Origin of the sequence: Klebsiella sp. RC2 (genome assembly GCF_014192815.1) — a bacterium.
GTDB classification, from domain to species: domain Bacteria; phylum Pseudomonadota; class Gammaproteobacteria; order Enterobacterales; family Enterobacteriaceae; genus Klebsiella; species Klebsiella variicola.
The window spans coordinates 232,405-248,343 of sequence record NZ_JACHYL010000003.1 but is presented as its reverse complement, the minus strand read 5'-3'; the positions used below and the strand labels follow the sequence as shown (position 1 = coordinate 248,343).

The 15,939-nt window shown below is 49.9% G+C and carries 16 protein-coding genes and 2 pseudogenes; 12 read left to right on the top strand and 6 right to left on the bottom strand.

The features are described 5' to 3' along the window. Nucleotides 1-243: 243 nt before the first annotated feature. Nucleotides 244-675, top strand: a complete 432-nt coding sequence (locus FHW76_RS10825) for a universal stress protein (protein WP_008805007.1) — start codon at nucleotides 244-246, stop codon at nucleotides 673-675. Nucleotides 676-725: 50 nt separating this feature from the next. Here the strand turns inward: FHW76_RS10825 and FHW76_RS10820 are convergent, their stop codons facing one another. Then, nucleotides 726-1,412 (bottom strand): GntR family transcriptional regulator, encoded by a 687-nt coding sequence (locus FHW76_RS10820; RefSeq protein ID WP_008805006.1) that lies wholly within the window; start codon nucleotides 1,410-1,412, stop codon nucleotides 726-728. A gap of 91 nt (nucleotides 1,413-1,503) precedes the next feature. Further along, nucleotides 1,504-2,253: a bifunctional NADP-dependent 3-hydroxy acid dehydrogenase/3-hydroxypropionate dehydrogenase YdfG gene (gene ydfG / locus FHW76_RS10815; protein WP_008805005.1), complete on the bottom strand. Its 750-nt coding sequence runs from the start codon at nucleotides 2,251-2,253 to the stop codon at nucleotides 1,504-1,506. A 130-nt stretch (nucleotides 2,254-2,383) separates the two neighbouring features. Here ydfG and dcp point away from each other — a divergent pair, with 130 nt between their 5' ends. Continuing rightward, nucleotides 2,384-4,429 (top strand): peptidyl-dipeptidase Dcp, encoded by a 2,046-nt coding sequence (gene dcp / locus FHW76_RS10810; RefSeq protein WP_110216937.1) that lies wholly within the window; start codon nucleotides 2,384-2,386, stop codon nucleotides 4,427-4,429. Between the two features lie 149 nt (nucleotides 4,430-4,578). Here dcp and FHW76_RS10805 read toward each other — a convergent pair whose 3' ends face one another. Continuing rightward, nucleotides 4,579-5,307 (bottom strand): tyrosine-type recombinase/integrase, encoded by a 729-nt coding sequence (locus tag FHW76_RS10805; protein ID WP_227543772.1) that lies wholly within the window; start codon nucleotides 5,305-5,307, stop codon nucleotides 4,579-4,581. A 227-nt stretch (nucleotides 5,308-5,534) separates the two neighbouring features. On the opposite strand from FHW76_RS10805, the gene FHW76_RS10800 reads away from it, so the two are divergent. The 8 genes and pseudogenes from FHW76_RS10800 to FHW76_RS10765 all read left to right on the top strand — a co-directional run bounded on the left by FHW76_RS10800 (nucleotide 5,535) and on the right by FHW76_RS10765 (nucleotide 11,943). Beyond that, complete coding sequence (locus FHW76_RS10800) at nucleotides 5,535-5,783, top strand: hypothetical protein (protein ID WP_183476654.1); 249 nt, start codon at nucleotides 5,535-5,537, stop codon at nucleotides 5,781-5,783. Nucleotides 5,784-5,785: 2 nt separating this feature from the next. Next, nucleotides 5,786-5,911 (top strand): annotated as a pseudogene (locus tag FHW76_RS10795) (DNA polymerase III subunit theta); the annotation flags it as partial. Nucleotides 5,912-5,972: 61 nt separating this feature from the next. Beyond that, nucleotides 5,973-6,236 carry a hypothetical protein gene (locus tag FHW76_RS10790; RefSeq protein ID WP_032755662.1) on the top strand — a complete coding sequence of 88 codons (264 nt, stop codon included), beginning with the start codon at nucleotides 5,973-5,975 and terminating at the stop codon, nucleotides 6,234-6,236. A gap of 57 nt (nucleotides 6,237-6,293) precedes the next feature. Then, nucleotides 6,294-6,614, top strand: a complete 321-nt coding sequence (locus tag FHW76_RS10785) for a TonB family protein (RefSeq protein ID WP_077257022.1) — start codon at nucleotides 6,294-6,296, stop codon at nucleotides 6,612-6,614. Between the two features lie 1,135 nt (nucleotides 6,615-7,749). Further along, nucleotides 7,750-8,085, top strand: a complete 336-nt coding sequence (locus tag FHW76_RS10780; protein ID WP_126315599.1) for a hypothetical protein — start codon at nucleotides 7,750-7,752, stop codon at nucleotides 8,083-8,085. Between the two features lie 637 nt (nucleotides 8,086-8,722). Continuing rightward, nucleotides 8,723-8,995 (top strand): colicin immunity domain-containing protein, encoded by a 273-nt coding sequence (locus FHW76_RS10775; protein ID WP_023322560.1) that lies wholly within the window; start codon nucleotides 8,723-8,725, stop codon nucleotides 8,993-8,995. A 467-nt stretch (nucleotides 8,996-9,462) separates the two neighbouring features. After that, nucleotides 9,463-9,711, top strand: a pseudogene (locus FHW76_RS10770) (M3 family metallopeptidase); the annotation flags it as partial. A gap of 537 nt (nucleotides 9,712-10,248) precedes the next feature. Next, nucleotides 10,249-11,943 (top strand): thiamine pyrophosphate-binding protein, encoded by a 1,695-nt coding sequence (locus FHW76_RS10765; RefSeq protein WP_008805003.1) that lies wholly within the window; start codon nucleotides 10,249-10,251, stop codon nucleotides 11,941-11,943. On the opposite strand, the gene FHW76_RS10760 is transcribed toward FHW76_RS10765, so the two are convergent. The 3 genes from FHW76_RS10760 to FHW76_RS10750 all read right to left on the bottom strand — a co-directional run bounded on the left by FHW76_RS10760 (nucleotide 11,940) and on the right by FHW76_RS10750 (nucleotide 14,256). Continuing rightward, on the bottom strand, nucleotides 11,940-12,860 hold the full coding sequence (locus FHW76_RS10760) for a LysR family transcriptional regulator (RefSeq protein WP_008805002.1): 921 nt from the start codon (nucleotides 12,858-12,860) through the stop codon (nucleotides 11,940-11,942). The two genes, FHW76_RS10765 and FHW76_RS10760, sit on opposite strands and share 4 nt — an antisense overlap. A gap of 67 nt (nucleotides 12,861-12,927) precedes the next feature. After that, nucleotides 12,928-13,560: a histidine phosphatase family protein gene (locus FHW76_RS10755; RefSeq protein WP_077264721.1), complete on the bottom strand. Its 633-nt coding sequence runs from the start codon at nucleotides 13,558-13,560 to the stop codon at nucleotides 12,928-12,930. 291 nt (nucleotides 13,561-13,851) lie between these two features. Continuing rightward, complete coding sequence (locus tag FHW76_RS10750) at nucleotides 13,852-14,256, bottom strand: carboxymuconolactone decarboxylase family protein (RefSeq protein WP_023297568.1); 405 nt, start codon at nucleotides 14,254-14,256, stop codon at nucleotides 13,852-13,854. Between the two features lie 101 nt (nucleotides 14,257-14,357). Here FHW76_RS10750 and FHW76_RS10745 point away from each other — a divergent pair, with 101 nt between their 5' ends. After that, complete coding sequence (locus tag FHW76_RS10745; protein ID WP_110217406.1) at nucleotides 14,358-15,266, top strand: LysR family transcriptional regulator; 909 nt, start codon at nucleotides 14,358-14,360, stop codon at nucleotides 15,264-15,266. 288 nt (nucleotides 15,267-15,554) lie between these two features. Beyond that, nucleotides 15,555-15,938 (top strand): hypothetical protein, encoded by a 384-nt coding sequence (locus FHW76_RS10740; RefSeq protein WP_110217398.1) that lies wholly within the window; start codon nucleotides 15,555-15,557, stop codon nucleotides 15,936-15,938. The last annotated feature ends 1 nt before the right edge of the window (nucleotide 15,939 follow it).

The window sequence follows — 15,939 nt, the reverse complement described above, 5'->3', positions numbered from 1 at the left end:
GTCGTCGGCACCGGCTATTTTGTTATCTCTGCCACCTTCCGCTGATATTTCTTTTTTGCTGTCGATCGGTTTTAGCGCGCTGAAAAGATGATCGAACGCAATGTCTATACATAACTCTATATTTCCCTGATTTACTAAAGATAATTAGCTGTTATTTTTCCGAATAATGGCTGGTAATTTACTGCCATAATGGCATAGTTAAGTCATTGAAAAAGAACTTTCTCTGGAAAAGGAGTACGGGCCATGTATAAAAAAATTTTATTGCCTGTTGATGTCTTTGAAATGGATTTAAGCGATAAAGCTGTGCGTCACGCGGAATTCCTCGCCACTGCAGAAAACGGTGAAATCACATTGCTCAACGTTCTGCCGAACAGCAGTCGTTCACTATTACGCGGCTTTACGGCGGATATTCGTAAATTTGAAGCCTATATGAAAGAAGAGTCGGAGAAAAAGATGCGCGAGGTGGCGCGACTGTTCGACATTCCGATGTCGCGGATCCATACCCGGGTGGTCTTTGGTAACGTGCGCGACGAAATTCTGGCTATCAGTAATAACGAAGAGTTCGATGTGATAGTGGTTGGATCCCGCAAACCGGGCATCTCCACCCATCTGCTGGGCTCCAACGCCGAGTCGATTCTGCGCTACGCCAAAACGCCGGTGCTGGTCGTCCGTTAATCCCCTCATGACGACGGCTGCGTCAGCCACGCTGGGCAGCCGTCTGACCATTAATCTTCGCTAAACCAGTCGCGGTTCTCCTGGCGGATCAGTAACACGGACTCGCTGATTTCATGCAGATGGACATTCATTGCCTGCTCTACTGCCTCCGCGTCGCGTTTTTCCAGCGCGGTGAAAATCTCATGGTGCTGACGCAGGAGCATCTCCGGCGAGGTGATATGGTCCAGGCTCATGTAGCGCACGCGGTCGATGGCGGCTTTAATATTTTCCACCGTATCCCACGCCAACTGACAATCGGCAATGATCGACAGCTTCTGGTGAAACTCATCATCAAGCAGGAAAAAGTCGTTTGATTGTTGTCTGTCGACGGCAATACGCTGCTGATGGAGATTCTGCTCCAGCTGATAAACCTGCTCATCGTTAATCATGCCGGCGGCGCGGCGGACCACCGCGCACTCAATCGCCTGGCGGACAAAGCAACCATTGCGCACCTGCGACAAGGAAATTTTATTGACGTAGCTGCCGCGCTGGGGACGTATCTGGATAAGCCCATTTTCCGCCAGCTTGATGAAGGCCTCGCGCACCGGCTGACGCGACACATCGAAACGCACGGAGACTTCTTTCTCGGACAGCGGTGTGCCAGGCGGGATCAGGCAGTGAACGATATCCCGGCGGAGGATGCGATAAATTTGCTGATTGACAGGTTGCGTCGGGTTCAGTTGCGATTCTGCGGCCATTGATGATTACTTTTTAAGGGATTATGCGCACTATTTTACGCGTTTTTTGCGGTTCCGCCCATACCCGGCCCGCAGGCCGGGTGGCTGACGGTTAGCCCTGGCGGTGAACGCTGAGTCCGGCAAAACTCTGGCTCACCGGCATCATCTCCAGGGTGTTGATGTTGACGTGCTTCGGCAGGGTGGCCACCCACCAGACCGCCTCGGTCACATCTTCCGGCGTCAGGGCTTCGGTGTTCTCATAAGTTTTCCCGGCCTTGGCGTCATCACCTTTAAAGCGGACGTTGGAAAACTCGGTGCCACCCACCAGACCCGGCTCGATGTCGGTGACGCGCACGGCGGTGCCGTGCAGGTCGGTGCGTAGATTCAGACTGAACTGACGGACGAAGGCTTTGGTCGCCCCATAGACGTTGCCCCCGGCATAAGGCCAGCTACCTGCCGTGGAGCCGATGTTAATGATATGCCCGCGATTGCGCTCCACCATACCCGGCAGGACCGCGCGGGTCATGTACACCAGCCCTTTATTATTGGTGTCGATCATATCCTCCCAGTCTTCAACGCTGGCGCGGTGCGCCGGCTCCAGACCCAGCGCCAGACCGGCGTTATTCACCAGGACGTCAATCGCCTGCCACTCGGCGGGCAGATCGGCAATCAGCGTCTCAATGGCGGCGCGGTTGCGGACGTCAAGCTGGGCGATATAAAGGTTGTCACCGAGGTCGTCTTTCAGCGTCTTCAGGCGCTCTTCACGACGTCCGGTGGCAATCACTTTATGGCCGTTAGCGACGAAACGGCGAGTAATACTTTCACCAAAACCGGCGGTGGCACCGGTAACCATGATAATCATCTTACTGTTCCTCAACGCTTTTTGTGTTTTCATACCATAGCACGCACAGACGGCGACCGGTAACGGAAATCATTGCGACCCCTTAAGGAGAAGCCTAATCTTACAGGATTAGCCTGTGCAGGAGAGAAAGATGTCTGAACAAAATCCCTTTTTTAGCGTCAGTTTGCTGCCTTACCAGGCACCCCCGTTTGATCTCATCCAGGACTACCACTATCGCCCGGCGTTTGATGAGGGTGTCCGGCAGCAGCGCGCGGAGATCCGCGCGATAATCGACAACCCGGAGCCGGCGAATTTTGCCAACACGCTTGAGGCCCTTGAACAGAGCGGACAGCTGCTGGCGCGAGTGACGCGGGTCTTTTTCGCCATGGCTGGCGCCCACACCAACCCGTTCATCCAGTCTCTGGATGAAGAATTTTCCGCTGAGCTCGCCGAGCTGGGGAATGACATCTGGCTTAACGAGGCCTTATTTCAGCGAGTGAACAGCGTCTATGAGCAGCGTGACGCGCTGGCGTTAGACAGCGAATCTCATCGTCTCCTGACCCTCACCTGGCAACGTTTTGTCCATGCCGGGGCGACGCTGGCGCCAGCGCGGAAGGCGGTGCTACGCACGCTGAACACCGAAGCGGCGACCCTGCAAAGTCAGTTCCAGCAGCGGTTGCTGGGGGCGGCCAAAAACGGTGGACTGGTGGTTGATTACCGACATCAACTGGATGGCCTGGCGGATGAGGAGATAGCGGCGGCCGCCGACGCGGCGCGGGAAAAAGGGCTCAGTGACCGCTGGCTGCTGACGCTGACCAATACCACCCAGCAGCCGCCGCTGCTCTCTTTGCGCGACCGACAGACGCGGGAGAATCTCTTTGCCGCCGGCTGGACGCGCAATCAGCAGGGTGATGAGCATGATACACGTCGCCTGGTGCTGCGACTGGCGGCGATCCGCGCGCAGCAGGCGGAGCTGCTGGGCGCGGCCGATTACGCCAGCTGGGCGCTGACCGATCAAATGGCCGCCTCTCCGGCGGAGGCATTAACTTTTATGCGCCGGATCGCGCCGGCTGCGCGGGCGCGGGCTGAACGAGAGCTGGCTGACATCCAGCAGGTGATTGATAACGAGGGCGGGGCGTTTCGCGCCGCAGCATGGGACTGGCTCTATTACAGCGAACAGGTGCGGCGAGCTGCCTTTGCCATTGATGATGCGCAGCTTAAACCCTATTTTGCTCTCGAGCGCGTGCTGCAGGATGGCGTCTTCTGGACGGCCACGCAGCTCTTTGGCCTCCGCTTTGTCGAGCGCTTCGATATCCCCGTCTATCACCCGGATGTTCGGGTCTGGGAGATCTTCGATCACAACGGAGAAGGGATGGCGCTGTTTTACGGTGACTACTACGCACGCGACTCAAAAAGCGGCGGCGCCTGGATGGATGTGTTTGTCGAACAGTCTACCCTGCGGGAGCAGCGACCGGTTATCTACAATGTCTGCAACTACGCCCGGCCGCAGGCAGGGCAGAGCGCGCTGTTGTCGTGGGATGAGGTGATCACTCTGTTCCATGAGTTTGGCCATACCCTGCATGGGCTGTTCGCCAGCCAGCGTTACGCCAGTCTCTCCGGAACCAATACCCCGCGCGATTTTGTCGAATTTCCTTCGCAGATTTTCGAACACTGGGCCAGCCAGCCGCAGGTGTTTGCCCACTACGCGAAGCACTACCAGTCCGGGGAGCCGATGCCGGAGGCGCTACGCGACAATATGTTGCGTGCGGCAACCTTCAATAAAGGGTACGACATGAGCGAGCTGTTGGCTGCTGCGTTGCTCGATATGCGCTGGCATAGCCTGTCGACCTCGGCAATACCGGAGGACGTGGATGTGTTTGAGCAGAAGATATTGCAGGAAGAACACCTGGATCTGGCGGCCGTTCCGCCGCGCTATCGCAGCAGCTATTTCTCCCATATCTTTGGCGGCGGCTATGCGGCAGGCTATTATGCCTATCTGTGGACCCAGATGCTGGCCGACGACGGCTATCAGTGGTTTGTGGAGCAGGGCGGTTTGACCCGTGAGAACGGTCAGCGCTTCCGGGAAGCGATTCTGTCGCGCGGCAATAGCACTGATTTAGCTGAACTTTATCGCCAGTGGCGCGGGCACGATCCACAGATTGAGCCGATGCTGAAAAATCGCGGGTTGAATGCGTAGGGCCATTTCGGGCTGACACGATAACCGGGCGCGATGCCCGGTTTTTTTACGATTTTTTCTTCCCCCAAATCCCTCCAAAACTTTTCCACAAAATAAATTTTTAAATTCTGCTAAATTTGCATGGAGGTACGGCCCAATTTTTCACGTAGCTACACCTTTACTTTCACCCAATCGAGACTCCGATAGCAGTGATACTGCGCGGTCATTTTTTCTGATGAGTGCCCTAACAGCTGATGGGTGTTGATTCCCTGTGCTTCATACAGACGTTCGGACAGTGAGCGCTGCTCATGGAAAGTAGGTATTGTTTTCCCTCTTTCAATGGAAAGGTTGGTGCTATCCACTGCGAGTTTGAAGGAAACGCTAAGGCTGTTCTCGCCAACCTGATCGCTGGCTTTTACTTTCCCGCTGGACGTTACGTGGTGAAGAAGCCACGGGCTAACAACCCGATCCCTACAGCGCTTGATCACTTGTGCCAGGCTAATGTCCAGCACCTCACTGCGCAAATTGAGTGGAATAGCAAGTTTCACACCTGTCTTTCGCTGCTTAACGTGCAGGTATCCATCCCAAACATCTGAGAACTTCATTTTGGCGAGATCACCGCGCCTTTGTCCGGTGACTATCGCCAACAGCATGGAGTTTTGAACGTAAGGGGCCATATCGCTGGCCGCTTCAAAGATCGCTTGCCACATTTCAAAATTCAGTCGAGAGCGGTTTACTCGAGCAACGACTTTTCTGGTAGCTAGTGCCGGGTTGTATCCTGGCTCAACTTCGCCCGCATGTTGTGCTTCCCTGAACAAATCGATCCAGACGCTACGAAGCGTTTGTGCCATTCGTGCTTTACCTTTGGCTTTATATTCGTCGGTAATGGCTGCAAGCATTTTCGTGGTTACTTCCTGTAGAGCACTGTCAGCAGTTGAGTACGTCCGCGCAGTGATTCGGATCACCAGACATCAGGGGCGACTCACGACCGCCGAGGCATTGGTGAGAGCTAATTTGCCGGAGATGTGCCAGGGGAGGGAGGCTGCCTAAATCCCCCGCAGAACGCAAAGCCGCGCAGCTAATCTGTTAGTGATATATAATCCCCTTCATAACCTGAGGGGGATTTATGTTTAAAGAAAAAATGAACCTTGAAGCTGGCTACACTCTTTTGGACGACGGCACAGTCAGGAGGGGGCATTTAGTTAGCCGCATAGATCGAAGTTACATTGTCTTGGACGAGAATCAGAACAAAATTGGCACAGTCACAGTGACTGTTATCGAGCAAACCAAGCCGCCATTTAAGGAAGATGTTCATATTGTGAGAAAGGACCTGGAAGGGAATGTGGTTCTTGATGTGCGGTATGTAGATGATTAATAATGAGTAAATTCAACATTGCAGCCAAATCGAAAGACGAGCAGGACAAGGTCAACGTCGACCTCGCCGCTTCCGGCGTAGCCTACAAAGAGCGCCTGAACATGCCGGTTGTCGCCGAAGAAGTAGCGATTATCAGGTAGGGAAGGGCGTATTTAATTTCGAGTGAGGAAGTACAGAGGAGGAAAAATCATGCTAGATCTTGAAAGCATTTATAAAAATGTAAGTGTGGAAGATGTTCTTCTGTATTTTTCACCTATTACTCCATACCCTAGCATCGACCGTATGTATGTTAGGTATAACTTTGATGTTGTTGCTAATGGTGAGTTACTAAGGACTCATGACAGACTGTTCAAGGAAGGAAAACTAAAACATACAGGCCAACCTCTTCCCGATAAAGGCCCTAACTGGAGAGAACCTGAATTTGTCAAAGAAAAACGGTATGGGGTTACCTAGGAACTCTCAACTTCCAGTAGCCTAGGGATACAAGGAAAACAACAGTTGGTATCGTATATGAATACAACATTACTTCTGGTTTGTGCTGTTCTTATATCAAACTTGGCACTTGCTGTAGAACATAAAGAAGAAATAGTGCCAGTGCGTATAAGTTGCCCTTCCCCTTATTATCCAGCTTCTGCTATGGCTAATAAGATTAGCGGCACTGTAACATACTCTGCCGAAGTAAATGAAAAAGGAGAAGTTACTTCTGTTGATACAACCGGTACTGAGATCTTTTTTAGAGAAACTAGATCAGCAATCCGGAAATGCAAGTTTGAGCCAGGAAGACCGGGCGTTGCCCGTGGAATCATAAGATTTAGGCCGTATCAACCGTAAGTGCTCCTAACTTTTTGGGGAAGTTACCTCTGGAACTATGCTTCGCAAGAAGATTTAGATGCACATGGCATGTTTTATCTATTTCCTGCATAGGTTATCTGGTTTTTCTTGCATATGTATGGCGATAAACCTTGCTATTTTATTGGCATCTTGGCGTTACCTAGAGGCGCGCTCAAGCAAAACATCATGTACCTGCTTCAGTGGGGCTTTTCGCATATGCTCATTTTGCATCTATCCCCGGGAAGGGCGATAATTATCTCGTCAGCCTGAACAACTGACGACTTACTTCCGGCGCCAAGTGGGGACACATGGCGCAAAAACCTTACAGCAATTCCTATCACCGATGGCGAAAGGCACCAGCGATTTTCTGTATTCAGCGTTTGACCTCTCCGGAGGTGAAGCGTGAACTTCCCACAGGAAAGCATCAAACCTCATAACGGTAGCTTCTCGGCTATAGGTAAGCACCTGCAGCCTTATCTAGCCATCGCGATAGCTCCATACTGATACTCAAACCGTGACGTGAAAGATGCAAAGGACATGCAAGAGGCGCGCTGTGGCCATGCGGTGCCTCCGCCTTTTGCTGAGGCGCTGTGAGGGCTAATTTGCCGGAGATGTGTTAGAAGAATTTGGCGGGATAGTGTCATACTGAAAAAGAGCTATAGTAGAAATGTACTACCCCCGCGTTGTGGGGGTAATTGGGTAATACAAGTGATGCTTTTTGATAAAGCAATCATCTTCCCCCGTTTGCGGGGGTTATGTAGTCCAAGCCCCTCTTTTTGAGGGGCTTTTTATGTCGAAGTGGTAGCCAGAGAGTAGCCTGAGCACCTCAGCGGCTACTTCATCGAACGCGTCCGCCACAATCGCGAGCGAAGCGTCCAACTCCCATGCGCCAGCAATCCTCGTTATCAGGAAATGGAAGAAGCAAATAAAAAGTAATCTTTACTACAATGTTGTTTAAGCGTCATTAATATATTTCTATTGAGCACCAAAGACTTAACTATCATTTTTTCATTTCTTTAGTATGGTTACCAAATTTATATTGGATCCTATCATGCGCATATTGAAAATCGTTGTAACTGGAACCGTACTGCTGCTTGCTGCCTGCGCAGAACCGCAAAGCTAGTCGGTGTTATCAATGACCAAGGTCTTGGCAAGCGAGTCAACAAATCTGTCTATAGTTGAATGTTCACTTGGCATTAAGATGCTTGATGACAAAGGAAACTCATATCAGGATACAAGCGGCATTTGTGTTAATGAAATGAATTTACGCCTGAAAAGCGGAACAATGACGCAAGCAGAGCTCGAAATTGATAAAAACCGAGCACAAAACGAAATTGCACAATATCAGCAGCAATTGGCTATTGCTGCGGCTAATGATAGAGAGGAAAGAAAAGAACAGGCCGACAGGCAAAACGCCTTTCAGATAAGGAACGCGATATGCCAAAACAGAATTGGCGGTTGCAACTACTAACGCTAAATCAGACATTCTGGTATCAGTAATGAATGCAATAACAAGCTTTGATTTTCATGATCGAGCAGCCGTTATATCTATGCCAACCTGAGAAACTAAATACTAGATTTCGGCGTCAACTGGGGGACATATGATGCACAAAAACTTAAGCAATGACTGTGACTGATGGCTTCGGTCACCGGCTATTTTCTTCATTCATCGTTTTATCTCTCTGGAGATAAAGAGTGAACTTCCCTCAAGAAGGCATAAGGTTGTATAACGGAAATTTCGCAGCTATGGTCAGCACCTGAAGCTGTTTCTTTCCAATGGTGTTACCTCCCGACTGATTCTCCAATCGTGACATGAAATATACCAGAGAAATATTATCTCTGGGCTATCTTAACGCTGTGCCACCCCATTATCCCCTCCAAGTATTCCCAAGAATTATTACCACACTCAAGGGGGGGCAAAAGAAGTCCATTTGGCTGAGAATGTCCTTGAAATGGCGCTTACCTATGCGAAAAACGCTTAAGGGTGTATTATAATCCGATAACTGACCATTTGGTAGTGTTAGATATGGATGATGGTTCGGTTCAGACTGCCATTTTATATAATGCTGTCCATATCAACTTAACAATATTGAAAAAGGAGTTCTGTAATGAGTATGAATTTGATAAAACTTGCAAGGAAACTAGTGACCTTACAAATTTCTGCAGATGAATTCGAAACCCATTTTTTCAATATGTGGCGAAATGAAGGGAGAACTGGCCAGCTTACACAAGATAGTAAGGATATTGGAGAGTGTGCGGCTGAACTTTTTATTCTTGCTGATTGTTATACATCGGATTCTGTGAGAAGAGAGAGCGAGCTGGATTCAGATAGTTTGCGCAAGGAGGTTAAAGCTACTCTTGCGAAGTATCAACTCCTGTAACTTTTCCAATTGGTTCTGAGATAAATGATTGATTTTGAAAGTATGGCACATGCTATCGGAGCCTGAGCAATTCCTGTGACCTATGCGCTCTGCATGCAGCACTTTAACTTTCAGGAAGTGACGCGTGCGACAACAACTTCCACGACGATCTCTTAAGTTCCACTTCCACCTTACCTGCGATAATGGGTCGCTTTCGTCCTTGCGCACGCTATCAGGAGAAGACCAGGCAGAACACCAGATGTTCCACCTAATGAACCAAACCTGCACCGGTGTTTATTAACACTTGTTCCTTGTCATTAACCATTACTCATCTTTTGTCAGAAAGGCGGTGCAATATGTCATATGGATATTTCAAAATAATTTGGATTTTAATGCTGCAAAATATGCTTAAATCAACGGAATTTTCATGGTAAATAGAAGTTAACTTTATGATTTTTATTGGTAAATGCACACATTGAAAAGGATGCTTCTCCCATATCTTTGGCGGCGGCTATGCGGCAGGCTATTACGCCTATCTGTGGACCCAGATGCTGGCCGACGACGGCTATCAGTGGTTCGTGGAGCACGGCGGTTTGACCCGTGAGAACGGTCAGCGCTTCCGGGAAGCGATTCTGTCGCGCGGCAATAGCACTGATTTAGCTGAACTTTATCGCCAGTGGCGCGGACACGATCCACAGATTGAGCCGATGCTGAAAAATCGTGGGTTGAATGCGTAGGGCCATTTCGGACTGACACGATAACCGGGCGCGATGCCCGGTTATTTCGATTTTTTCTTTCCCAAAACCGCAGCAAAATTCCTCGCCAACATGAATCCTTCAATGCTGAAAAAATTGCAGGGTGATAGAGCTCCATTTCTCACGTCACGACATCTTCCACGTTCATCGAGTCGAACCGCGATCGTTGTGATATTGCGCTGTCATCTTATCTGATGCCCGCCAGAAGGGGTTCCAGCACCAGGTGAGCCAGAGTAGATGGCTAAAGAAAATCCGACATTATGCTCGCACTGCGGCGGCGAGATTCAGCGAATAGCAGACATCAGAGAGGGTTTCGATAATGTGGCTGGCTTTTATTGAGTGTCAGTGTCTCAGTCCGTTATAGCTTTCCATTTGCTAACGGACAGCGCATGACTTCCCATACCTAAAAGGGTATGGCTGGGCATCAATATAGTATTGGAAAGGGTGTTATGCCTGTTATTAAGATTGAATCACCCGCCAGACAGGGCGAAGGAATACGCAGACAGAGGTGATCAGTCTATGAGTAATGCAATAACTAAAGTCCAGAATGCCAATGCACGCCGCGGCGGTGATGTATTGTTAGAAGTTCTGGAAAGTGAAGGGGTGGAATATGTGTTTGGTAATCCAGGTACCACCGAACTGCCGTTTATGGATGCGCTGTTAAGAAAACCGTCAATTCAGTACGTGTTAGCTCTGCAGGAAGCGAGTGCAGTCGCCATGGCGGACGGTTATGCGCAGGCAGCAAAAAAACCAGGCTTTCTGAATCTGCATACCGCCGGTGGTTTAGGCCACGGCATGGGAAATCTGTTGAATGCAAAATGCTCACAGACACCACTGGTGGTGACGGCGGGGCAGCAGGATTCACGCCACACGACAACCGACCCATTATTGTTGGGTGATCTGGTCGGTATGGGTAAAACGTTCGCGAAATGGTCGCAGGAGGTTACCCACGTTGATCAGCTACCGGTATTAGTTCGTCGGGCCTTCCACGATTCTGACGCTGCACCGAAAGGCTCCGTTTTCCTGTCGCTTCCGATGGATGTGATGGAGGCGATGAGTGCTATCGGCATTGGCGCGCCTTCTACTATCGACCGCAATGCAGTCGCGGGTTCGTTACCTTTGCTGGCGAGTAAGCTGGCGGCATTTACTCCGGGTAACGTCGCACTGATTGCCGGCGACGAAATCTATCAAAGTGAAGCGGCCAATGAGGTTGTTGCTCTTGCTGAGATGCTTGCCGCTGACGTGTACGGTTCAACATGGCCGAACCGGATCCCCTACCCAACAGCACACCCTCTCTGGCGGGGCAATCTGTCCACGAAAGCGACGGAAATTAACCGAGCATTAAGCCAGTACGATGCTATTTTTGCCCTTGGTGGTAAGTCGCTTATCACTATTCTTTATACCGAAGGTCAGGCAGTGCCGGAGCAGTGCAAAGTGTTCCAATTATCAGCCGATGCGGGCGACCTGGGACGCACCTACAGTAGTGAACTCTCAGTGGTTGGCGATATTAAATCATCGTTAAAGGTGCTACTTCCTGAACTGGAGAAAGCCACGGCAAACCATCGCCGTGATTATCAACGCCGTTTTGAAAAGGCGATTAATGAGTTTAAATTGAGCAAAGAAAGTCTGCTCGGGCAGGTTCAGGAACAACAATCTGCTACGGTAATTACGCCGCTGGTGGCGGCGTTTGAGGCAGCAAGGGCGATCGGACCAGATGTGGCCATTGTTGACGAGGCGATTGCCACCAGCGGTTCGCTTCGCAAATCTCTCAACAGTCACCGCGCGGATCAATATGCCTTTTTACGCGGCGGTGGCCTGGGATGGGGAATGCCCGCGGCTGTCGGCTATTCACTCGGTTTGGGAAAAGCGCCTGTGGTGTGTTTTGTGGGAGACGGCGCGGCGATGTACTCCCCTCAGGCTCTCTGGACGGCCGCACACGAAAAACTGCCAGTCACCTTTATTGTCATGAATAACACGGAATATAACGTATTGAAAAACTTCATGCGTTCACAGGCGGATTATACGTCGGCCCAAACAGATCGCTTCATCGCAATGGATTTGGTTAATCCGTCAGTGGATTATCAGGCACTGGGTGCATCGATGGGGCTGGAGACCCGAAAAGTTATCCGTGCTGGCGATATTGCCCCGGCCGTTGAGGCCGCACTGGCGAGTGGCAAGCCTAACGTGATCGAAATCATCATCAGTAAAAGTTAATCGTTAATCCGTCCGGACTGTGCCGCATCCAGTTTATCCTTGATACTGCGGCACAGGTTCACAAAACCCGGTAAAGCCGGATTAGTGTTCTTTGCCGACCACATCAGCATATTCTCCACCATATTCGGATTTTCCAGCTTCCGGTAAACCACACCGCGTAATTGAGCATTCTCCATACTGGCGGGAATAAGCGCGACACCAACACCATGGGCCACAAAATTCATCACAGTCTGCTGCACGGAGGCTTCCAGACCTATCTGCGGACTAAATCCAGCTTTGAGGCACTGATGAAGGATGGAATCATAGAGCATCGGCGCGCTCTCGCGCGGAACCGTGATGAACGGGTCATCACAGAGTGATTCAAGCCTGAAATGCTCGTGTTGAACCTGGGGGTGGTTGGCAGGAAGGGCGGCAATGAGCGGCTCACGCAAGAGCACCAGTGAATGAATCCCCGGCGTGGCCGTCTCGGAGAAGCTGATTGCCGCGTCCAATCTGCCATCCTGTAATGCGGCGTGTAAATCAGAGGGGACCCTCTCCTGAAAATGCAACTCCACGTCCGAACAGGTATTCCTGTGCTGCATCGCAACATGCGGCACAACGCTATAGCTGGCATACATTGTTGCGCCTAATTTCAGAACCCCTTTCTGCCCTGATTCTATTGCCCGTACGTTATTACAGGCCTGCTCCAGCATTGCCAGCATCGCGCGACAGTCCAGCAGAAATTGCTCCCCGGCAAGGGTTAAACTGACCCCTTTTGCGGCCCGGTTAAATAGCTTTGCTCCGAGGATAGTTTCCAGCTGGGCTATTTGCCGGCTTAAGGGAGGCTGCGAAATATTAAGTTTACTGGCGGCTTTGCCAATGTTTCCGGTTTCAGCAACAGTGCAAAAGTTAATCAACTGATTAAGGGTTGGTTTCATAAGCATTCCTGAAGCGGGTTCATACCTTCCAGGGTATCACTTGTTTGCCGCAGAGGGGCATATGAAATTAAGCGTTCTGGCGTTCGAGTTGAAGCAGGTGTGTGGCAATTCCCCATCTGATTGCCAGGCATTTCCCATCCCGGAAATCGAACACCGAGTAACTTGCATTAGGGTGAGCGTACCGCGAAAAGTTATCAATAGTCCCTTCTTTAAGCACCGCCAGCACGCCCTGGCTGACTTGCCCGTGCGTGACAATACAGATGCGCTGATGTTCTGTGGCTTCTGGTAGGTTGTGTATGAAACCTGTTACTCGTCGGGTTGCTTGTGCTAATGACTCCCCCTCTGGTGGGCAATACTCAGCATCAAGTGTGAATAACGCATGCGCATCGTGGGGACGTTGTTGCAGGAGCTGTGACGTTAACATACCTTCGAACTGGCCAAAGGCCTGTTCTTTGAGGGCCGGCTCAGCTATCAATGGGCAACGAAAACGGTCAGCCAGGCGCTGTCCCATTTGCCAGGCACGACCAAGCGGAGACGTGTAAACGTAGTCTACCCGGTAATCACTCGCTGCAAACGCGGCAAGTAAAGCTGATGTTTGGCGCTCCCCGCGGGGGGTTAACGCACTGTCACTCTGTCCCTGAATTATTCCTTTTATATTCCACTCTGTTTCCGCGTGTCGAACAAGTATCACTTGCATCATTAAATGGCCATGTATGTTGTTGATTTAAATTCTACCGTTTAGACAAATCCCTTTAATAAGTGGGATTTTTAGCACTGGACGAAGACAGGTTCTGCCTCCCCGCTTTCCTTGTATCTGACAGCATGTAGTGATGAGATACCGTCTCTGAAATCGAGTTAGCCATCCCATTCCCTTAATCAGTGACGCCTGGTTAGGAATGTGATGCAGACAATCCAAAAAACGTGCCAGGCAATGACCCGAGCCAGCACGCTTGTCAAATGGGATGGCTAGAATGGCAAACAGCGATTGTCTTCAGGACATTTTCGCTTCGACGTTTAACTCAGCATTTATAATATCGCGTATATTGACGAGTGCATTGCGCACCGCGGCACCTCCTGCATAAAACAGTAATTGCAGGACAACCTCGATGATTTCTTCTCTGGTTGCCCCTGCATTTAGCGCTGCCTGAGCGTGTGCCCTCAATTGTGGAACCGTATGACCCAGAGTGACGCAGGAAGCAATGACAACCAGCTCCCGAGTTTTAGCGTCCAGCCCCGGGCGTGCAAGGATGCCTCCCATAGCCCATTCGATCGAGATATCAGTAAAATCAGGGCACAAATCGGCCATGTCCTTTCGTAGTTCTTCTCCTGCGCCATTTCCATACAGCTCATTAAACAATCTCATTCCTCGCTCACGGAGCTCTGTATTGGTCATCATTTTTAACCCTCCTGCACTAAGTGAAAACAGATTAAAACCCGCTGGTGAAATTTGATAAACAGCGTTATGTTTTTATCTTTAACAAGCCAGGCTTGATAATAGTGAATAAACTGGAAAGTATGGCGGTGTTTGTCCGCGTCGTGGACAGGGGCAGCTTTAGCGCTGTTGCTGAAGAGATGCGAATCAGCGGAACCATGGTTGGGCTGCATATCAAAGCGTTAGAGGAACATCTCGGCGTTCGCTTACTTAATCGCACAACGCGTCGGCAAAGTCTGACCGATTTTGGTCAGGGTTATTATCAGAGTTGCCGCCGGATATTAGCTGATATTGAAGATAGCGAGTCACAGGCATTTGCTCTTCACCAGAAGCCACGTGGAAAACTGAGAGTAGGTTGCCCAGTCTCCTTTGGTGTCCATGCGCTTTCGCCTGTTACTGCTCAGTTTCTTATTGAATGGACTGATATGGCAGTAGACCTGGTGCTGAGCGATAAATCGATGGATATGGCAGATGAAGGTTTAGATGTCATGATTAAGATTGGTGAGCTCCTGCATGTTAATACACTTGTTGCCCGTCCGATAGCGCCATATCGCTCAGTCATGTGTGCATCTCCGGCCTATATAAAACGGGCAGGGGAACCCATAACACCTGAAGAGTTATGCCATCATCGATGTCTTGGGTTTGCCCATCCCATTGCAGCGAATGAATGGACACTTCAGAGGGAAGGCAAACCTGTCAGAGCTCCGGTAAACATCACGATGACCTGTAACAATGGGGAAGCATTGCGAAGGGCAGCATTGAATGGATTGGGAATTATTATGCAACCCGAGATCCTGTTGGCTGAAGATTTGCAACATGGCCGACTGCTGCCTCTGATGTCTGAATTTCAACCATTAGCTAAGCCAGTGCATATATTGACCTTTGCAAACCGTCAACAGTTACCAAAAATCCGTTTATACGTTGATTTTTTTATTGAAAAATTTCAGTGCATCACTCTACGCATTGAACCTTGAATAAATAATGAATTGTACGCGGCTACGGTTGACCGAATGCCCCGTCGGTGGCAGAGAGGCACCATCTGACGTTGATAATACATAATAATTCGCCTTTGTTCCTGAACACTCCCGAACGTGCGTCCCTTTTTAATCTTGACTTTGCATAAGATTGCTCGGTATGTTTCTCATCGTAGTGTATTATGCCAGATGAAATAAAGCCGTCTATAGCGTGGGTTATATCGTTAAAATGATATATTCGCGCTAATGATTTTTATCCAGGGAAGCAATGAATAAGGAAGTGCGCGAGTGTCTGATTGGAATATTATTGTGCTGTCTCTATTTTCAGCGACGTACCTGCCTTTGTTCTGGTTCGTAGGCATGCGGATAGCCTCTGAGGACATTCTCAGAAAGAGTAAATTTTACGAAGCGGATCCAAATGTTTTAGTCCCTGGATGGGCGAAGACATGCACGACAGTATTCTGTGTTTTGCACTACTGCCTGTTCATCATTCCGCTGACTATGATTGACTGGTTACATGGCTTGGCTGCATTTGGCGCAGGAATTCTGTTGCTTGTGTTTCTCCCTTTATTCAGGAAAAGCTATATGCCTGTTTTTAAAGCACACGCTGTGCGCGTTCACAGGGGAGACCCTTCAACAGGTCGATTATTAATTCGTGTGTTGAAGGCTTAGA

What these genes read in the sequence shown, in the direction of transcription:
- FHW76_RS10825 (WP_008805007.1), top strand. Translation starts at nt 244, where the DNA reads ATGTATAAAAAAATTTTATTGCCTGTTGATGTCTTTGAAATGGATTTA.
- FHW76_RS10820 (WP_008805006.1), bottom strand. Translation starts at nt 1,412, where the DNA reads ATGGCCGCAGAATCGCAACTGAACCCGACGCAACCTGTCAATCAGCAA.
- ydfG (WP_008805005.1), bottom strand. Translation starts at nt 2,253, where the DNA reads ATGATTATCATGGTTACCGGTGCCACCGCCGGTTTTGGTGAAAGTATT.
- dcp (WP_110216937.1), top strand. Translation starts at nt 2,384, where the DNA reads ATGTCTGAACAAAATCCCTTTTTTAGCGTCAGTTTGCTGCCTTACCAG.
- FHW76_RS10805 (WP_227543772.1), bottom strand. Translation starts at nt 5,307, where the DNA reads ATGCTTGCAGCCATTACCGACGAATATAAAGCCAAAGGTAAAGCACGA.
- FHW76_RS10800 (WP_183476654.1), top strand. Translation starts at nt 5,535, where the DNA reads ATGTTTAAAGAAAAAATGAACCTTGAAGCTGGCTACACTCTTTTGGAC.
- FHW76_RS10790 (WP_032755662.1), top strand. Translation starts at nt 5,973, where the DNA reads ATGCTAGATCTTGAAAGCATTTATAAAAATGTAAGTGTGGAAGATGTT.
- FHW76_RS10785 (WP_077257022.1), top strand. Translation starts at nt 6,294, where the DNA reads ATGAATACAACATTACTTCTGGTTTGTGCTGTTCTTATATCAAACTTG.
- FHW76_RS10780 (WP_126315599.1), top strand. Translation starts at nt 7,750, where the DNA reads ATGACCAAGGTCTTGGCAAGCGAGTCAACAAATCTGTCTATAGTTGAA.
- FHW76_RS10775 (WP_023322560.1), top strand. Translation starts at nt 8,723, where the DNA reads ATGAGTATGAATTTGATAAAACTTGCAAGGAAACTAGTGACCTTACAA.
- FHW76_RS10765 (WP_008805003.1), top strand. Translation starts at nt 10,249, where the DNA reads ATGAGTAATGCAATAACTAAAGTCCAGAATGCCAATGCACGCCGCGGC.
- FHW76_RS10760 (WP_008805002.1), bottom strand. Translation starts at nt 12,860, where the DNA reads ATGAAACCAACCCTTAATCAGTTGATTAACTTTTGCACTGTTGCTGAA.
- FHW76_RS10755 (WP_077264721.1), bottom strand. Translation starts at nt 13,560, where the DNA reads ATGATGCAAGTGATACTTGTTCGACACGCGGAAACAGAGTGGAATATA.
- FHW76_RS10750 (WP_023297568.1), bottom strand. Translation starts at nt 14,256, where the DNA reads ATGATGACCAATACAGAGCTCCGTGAGCGAGGAATGAGATTGTTTAAT.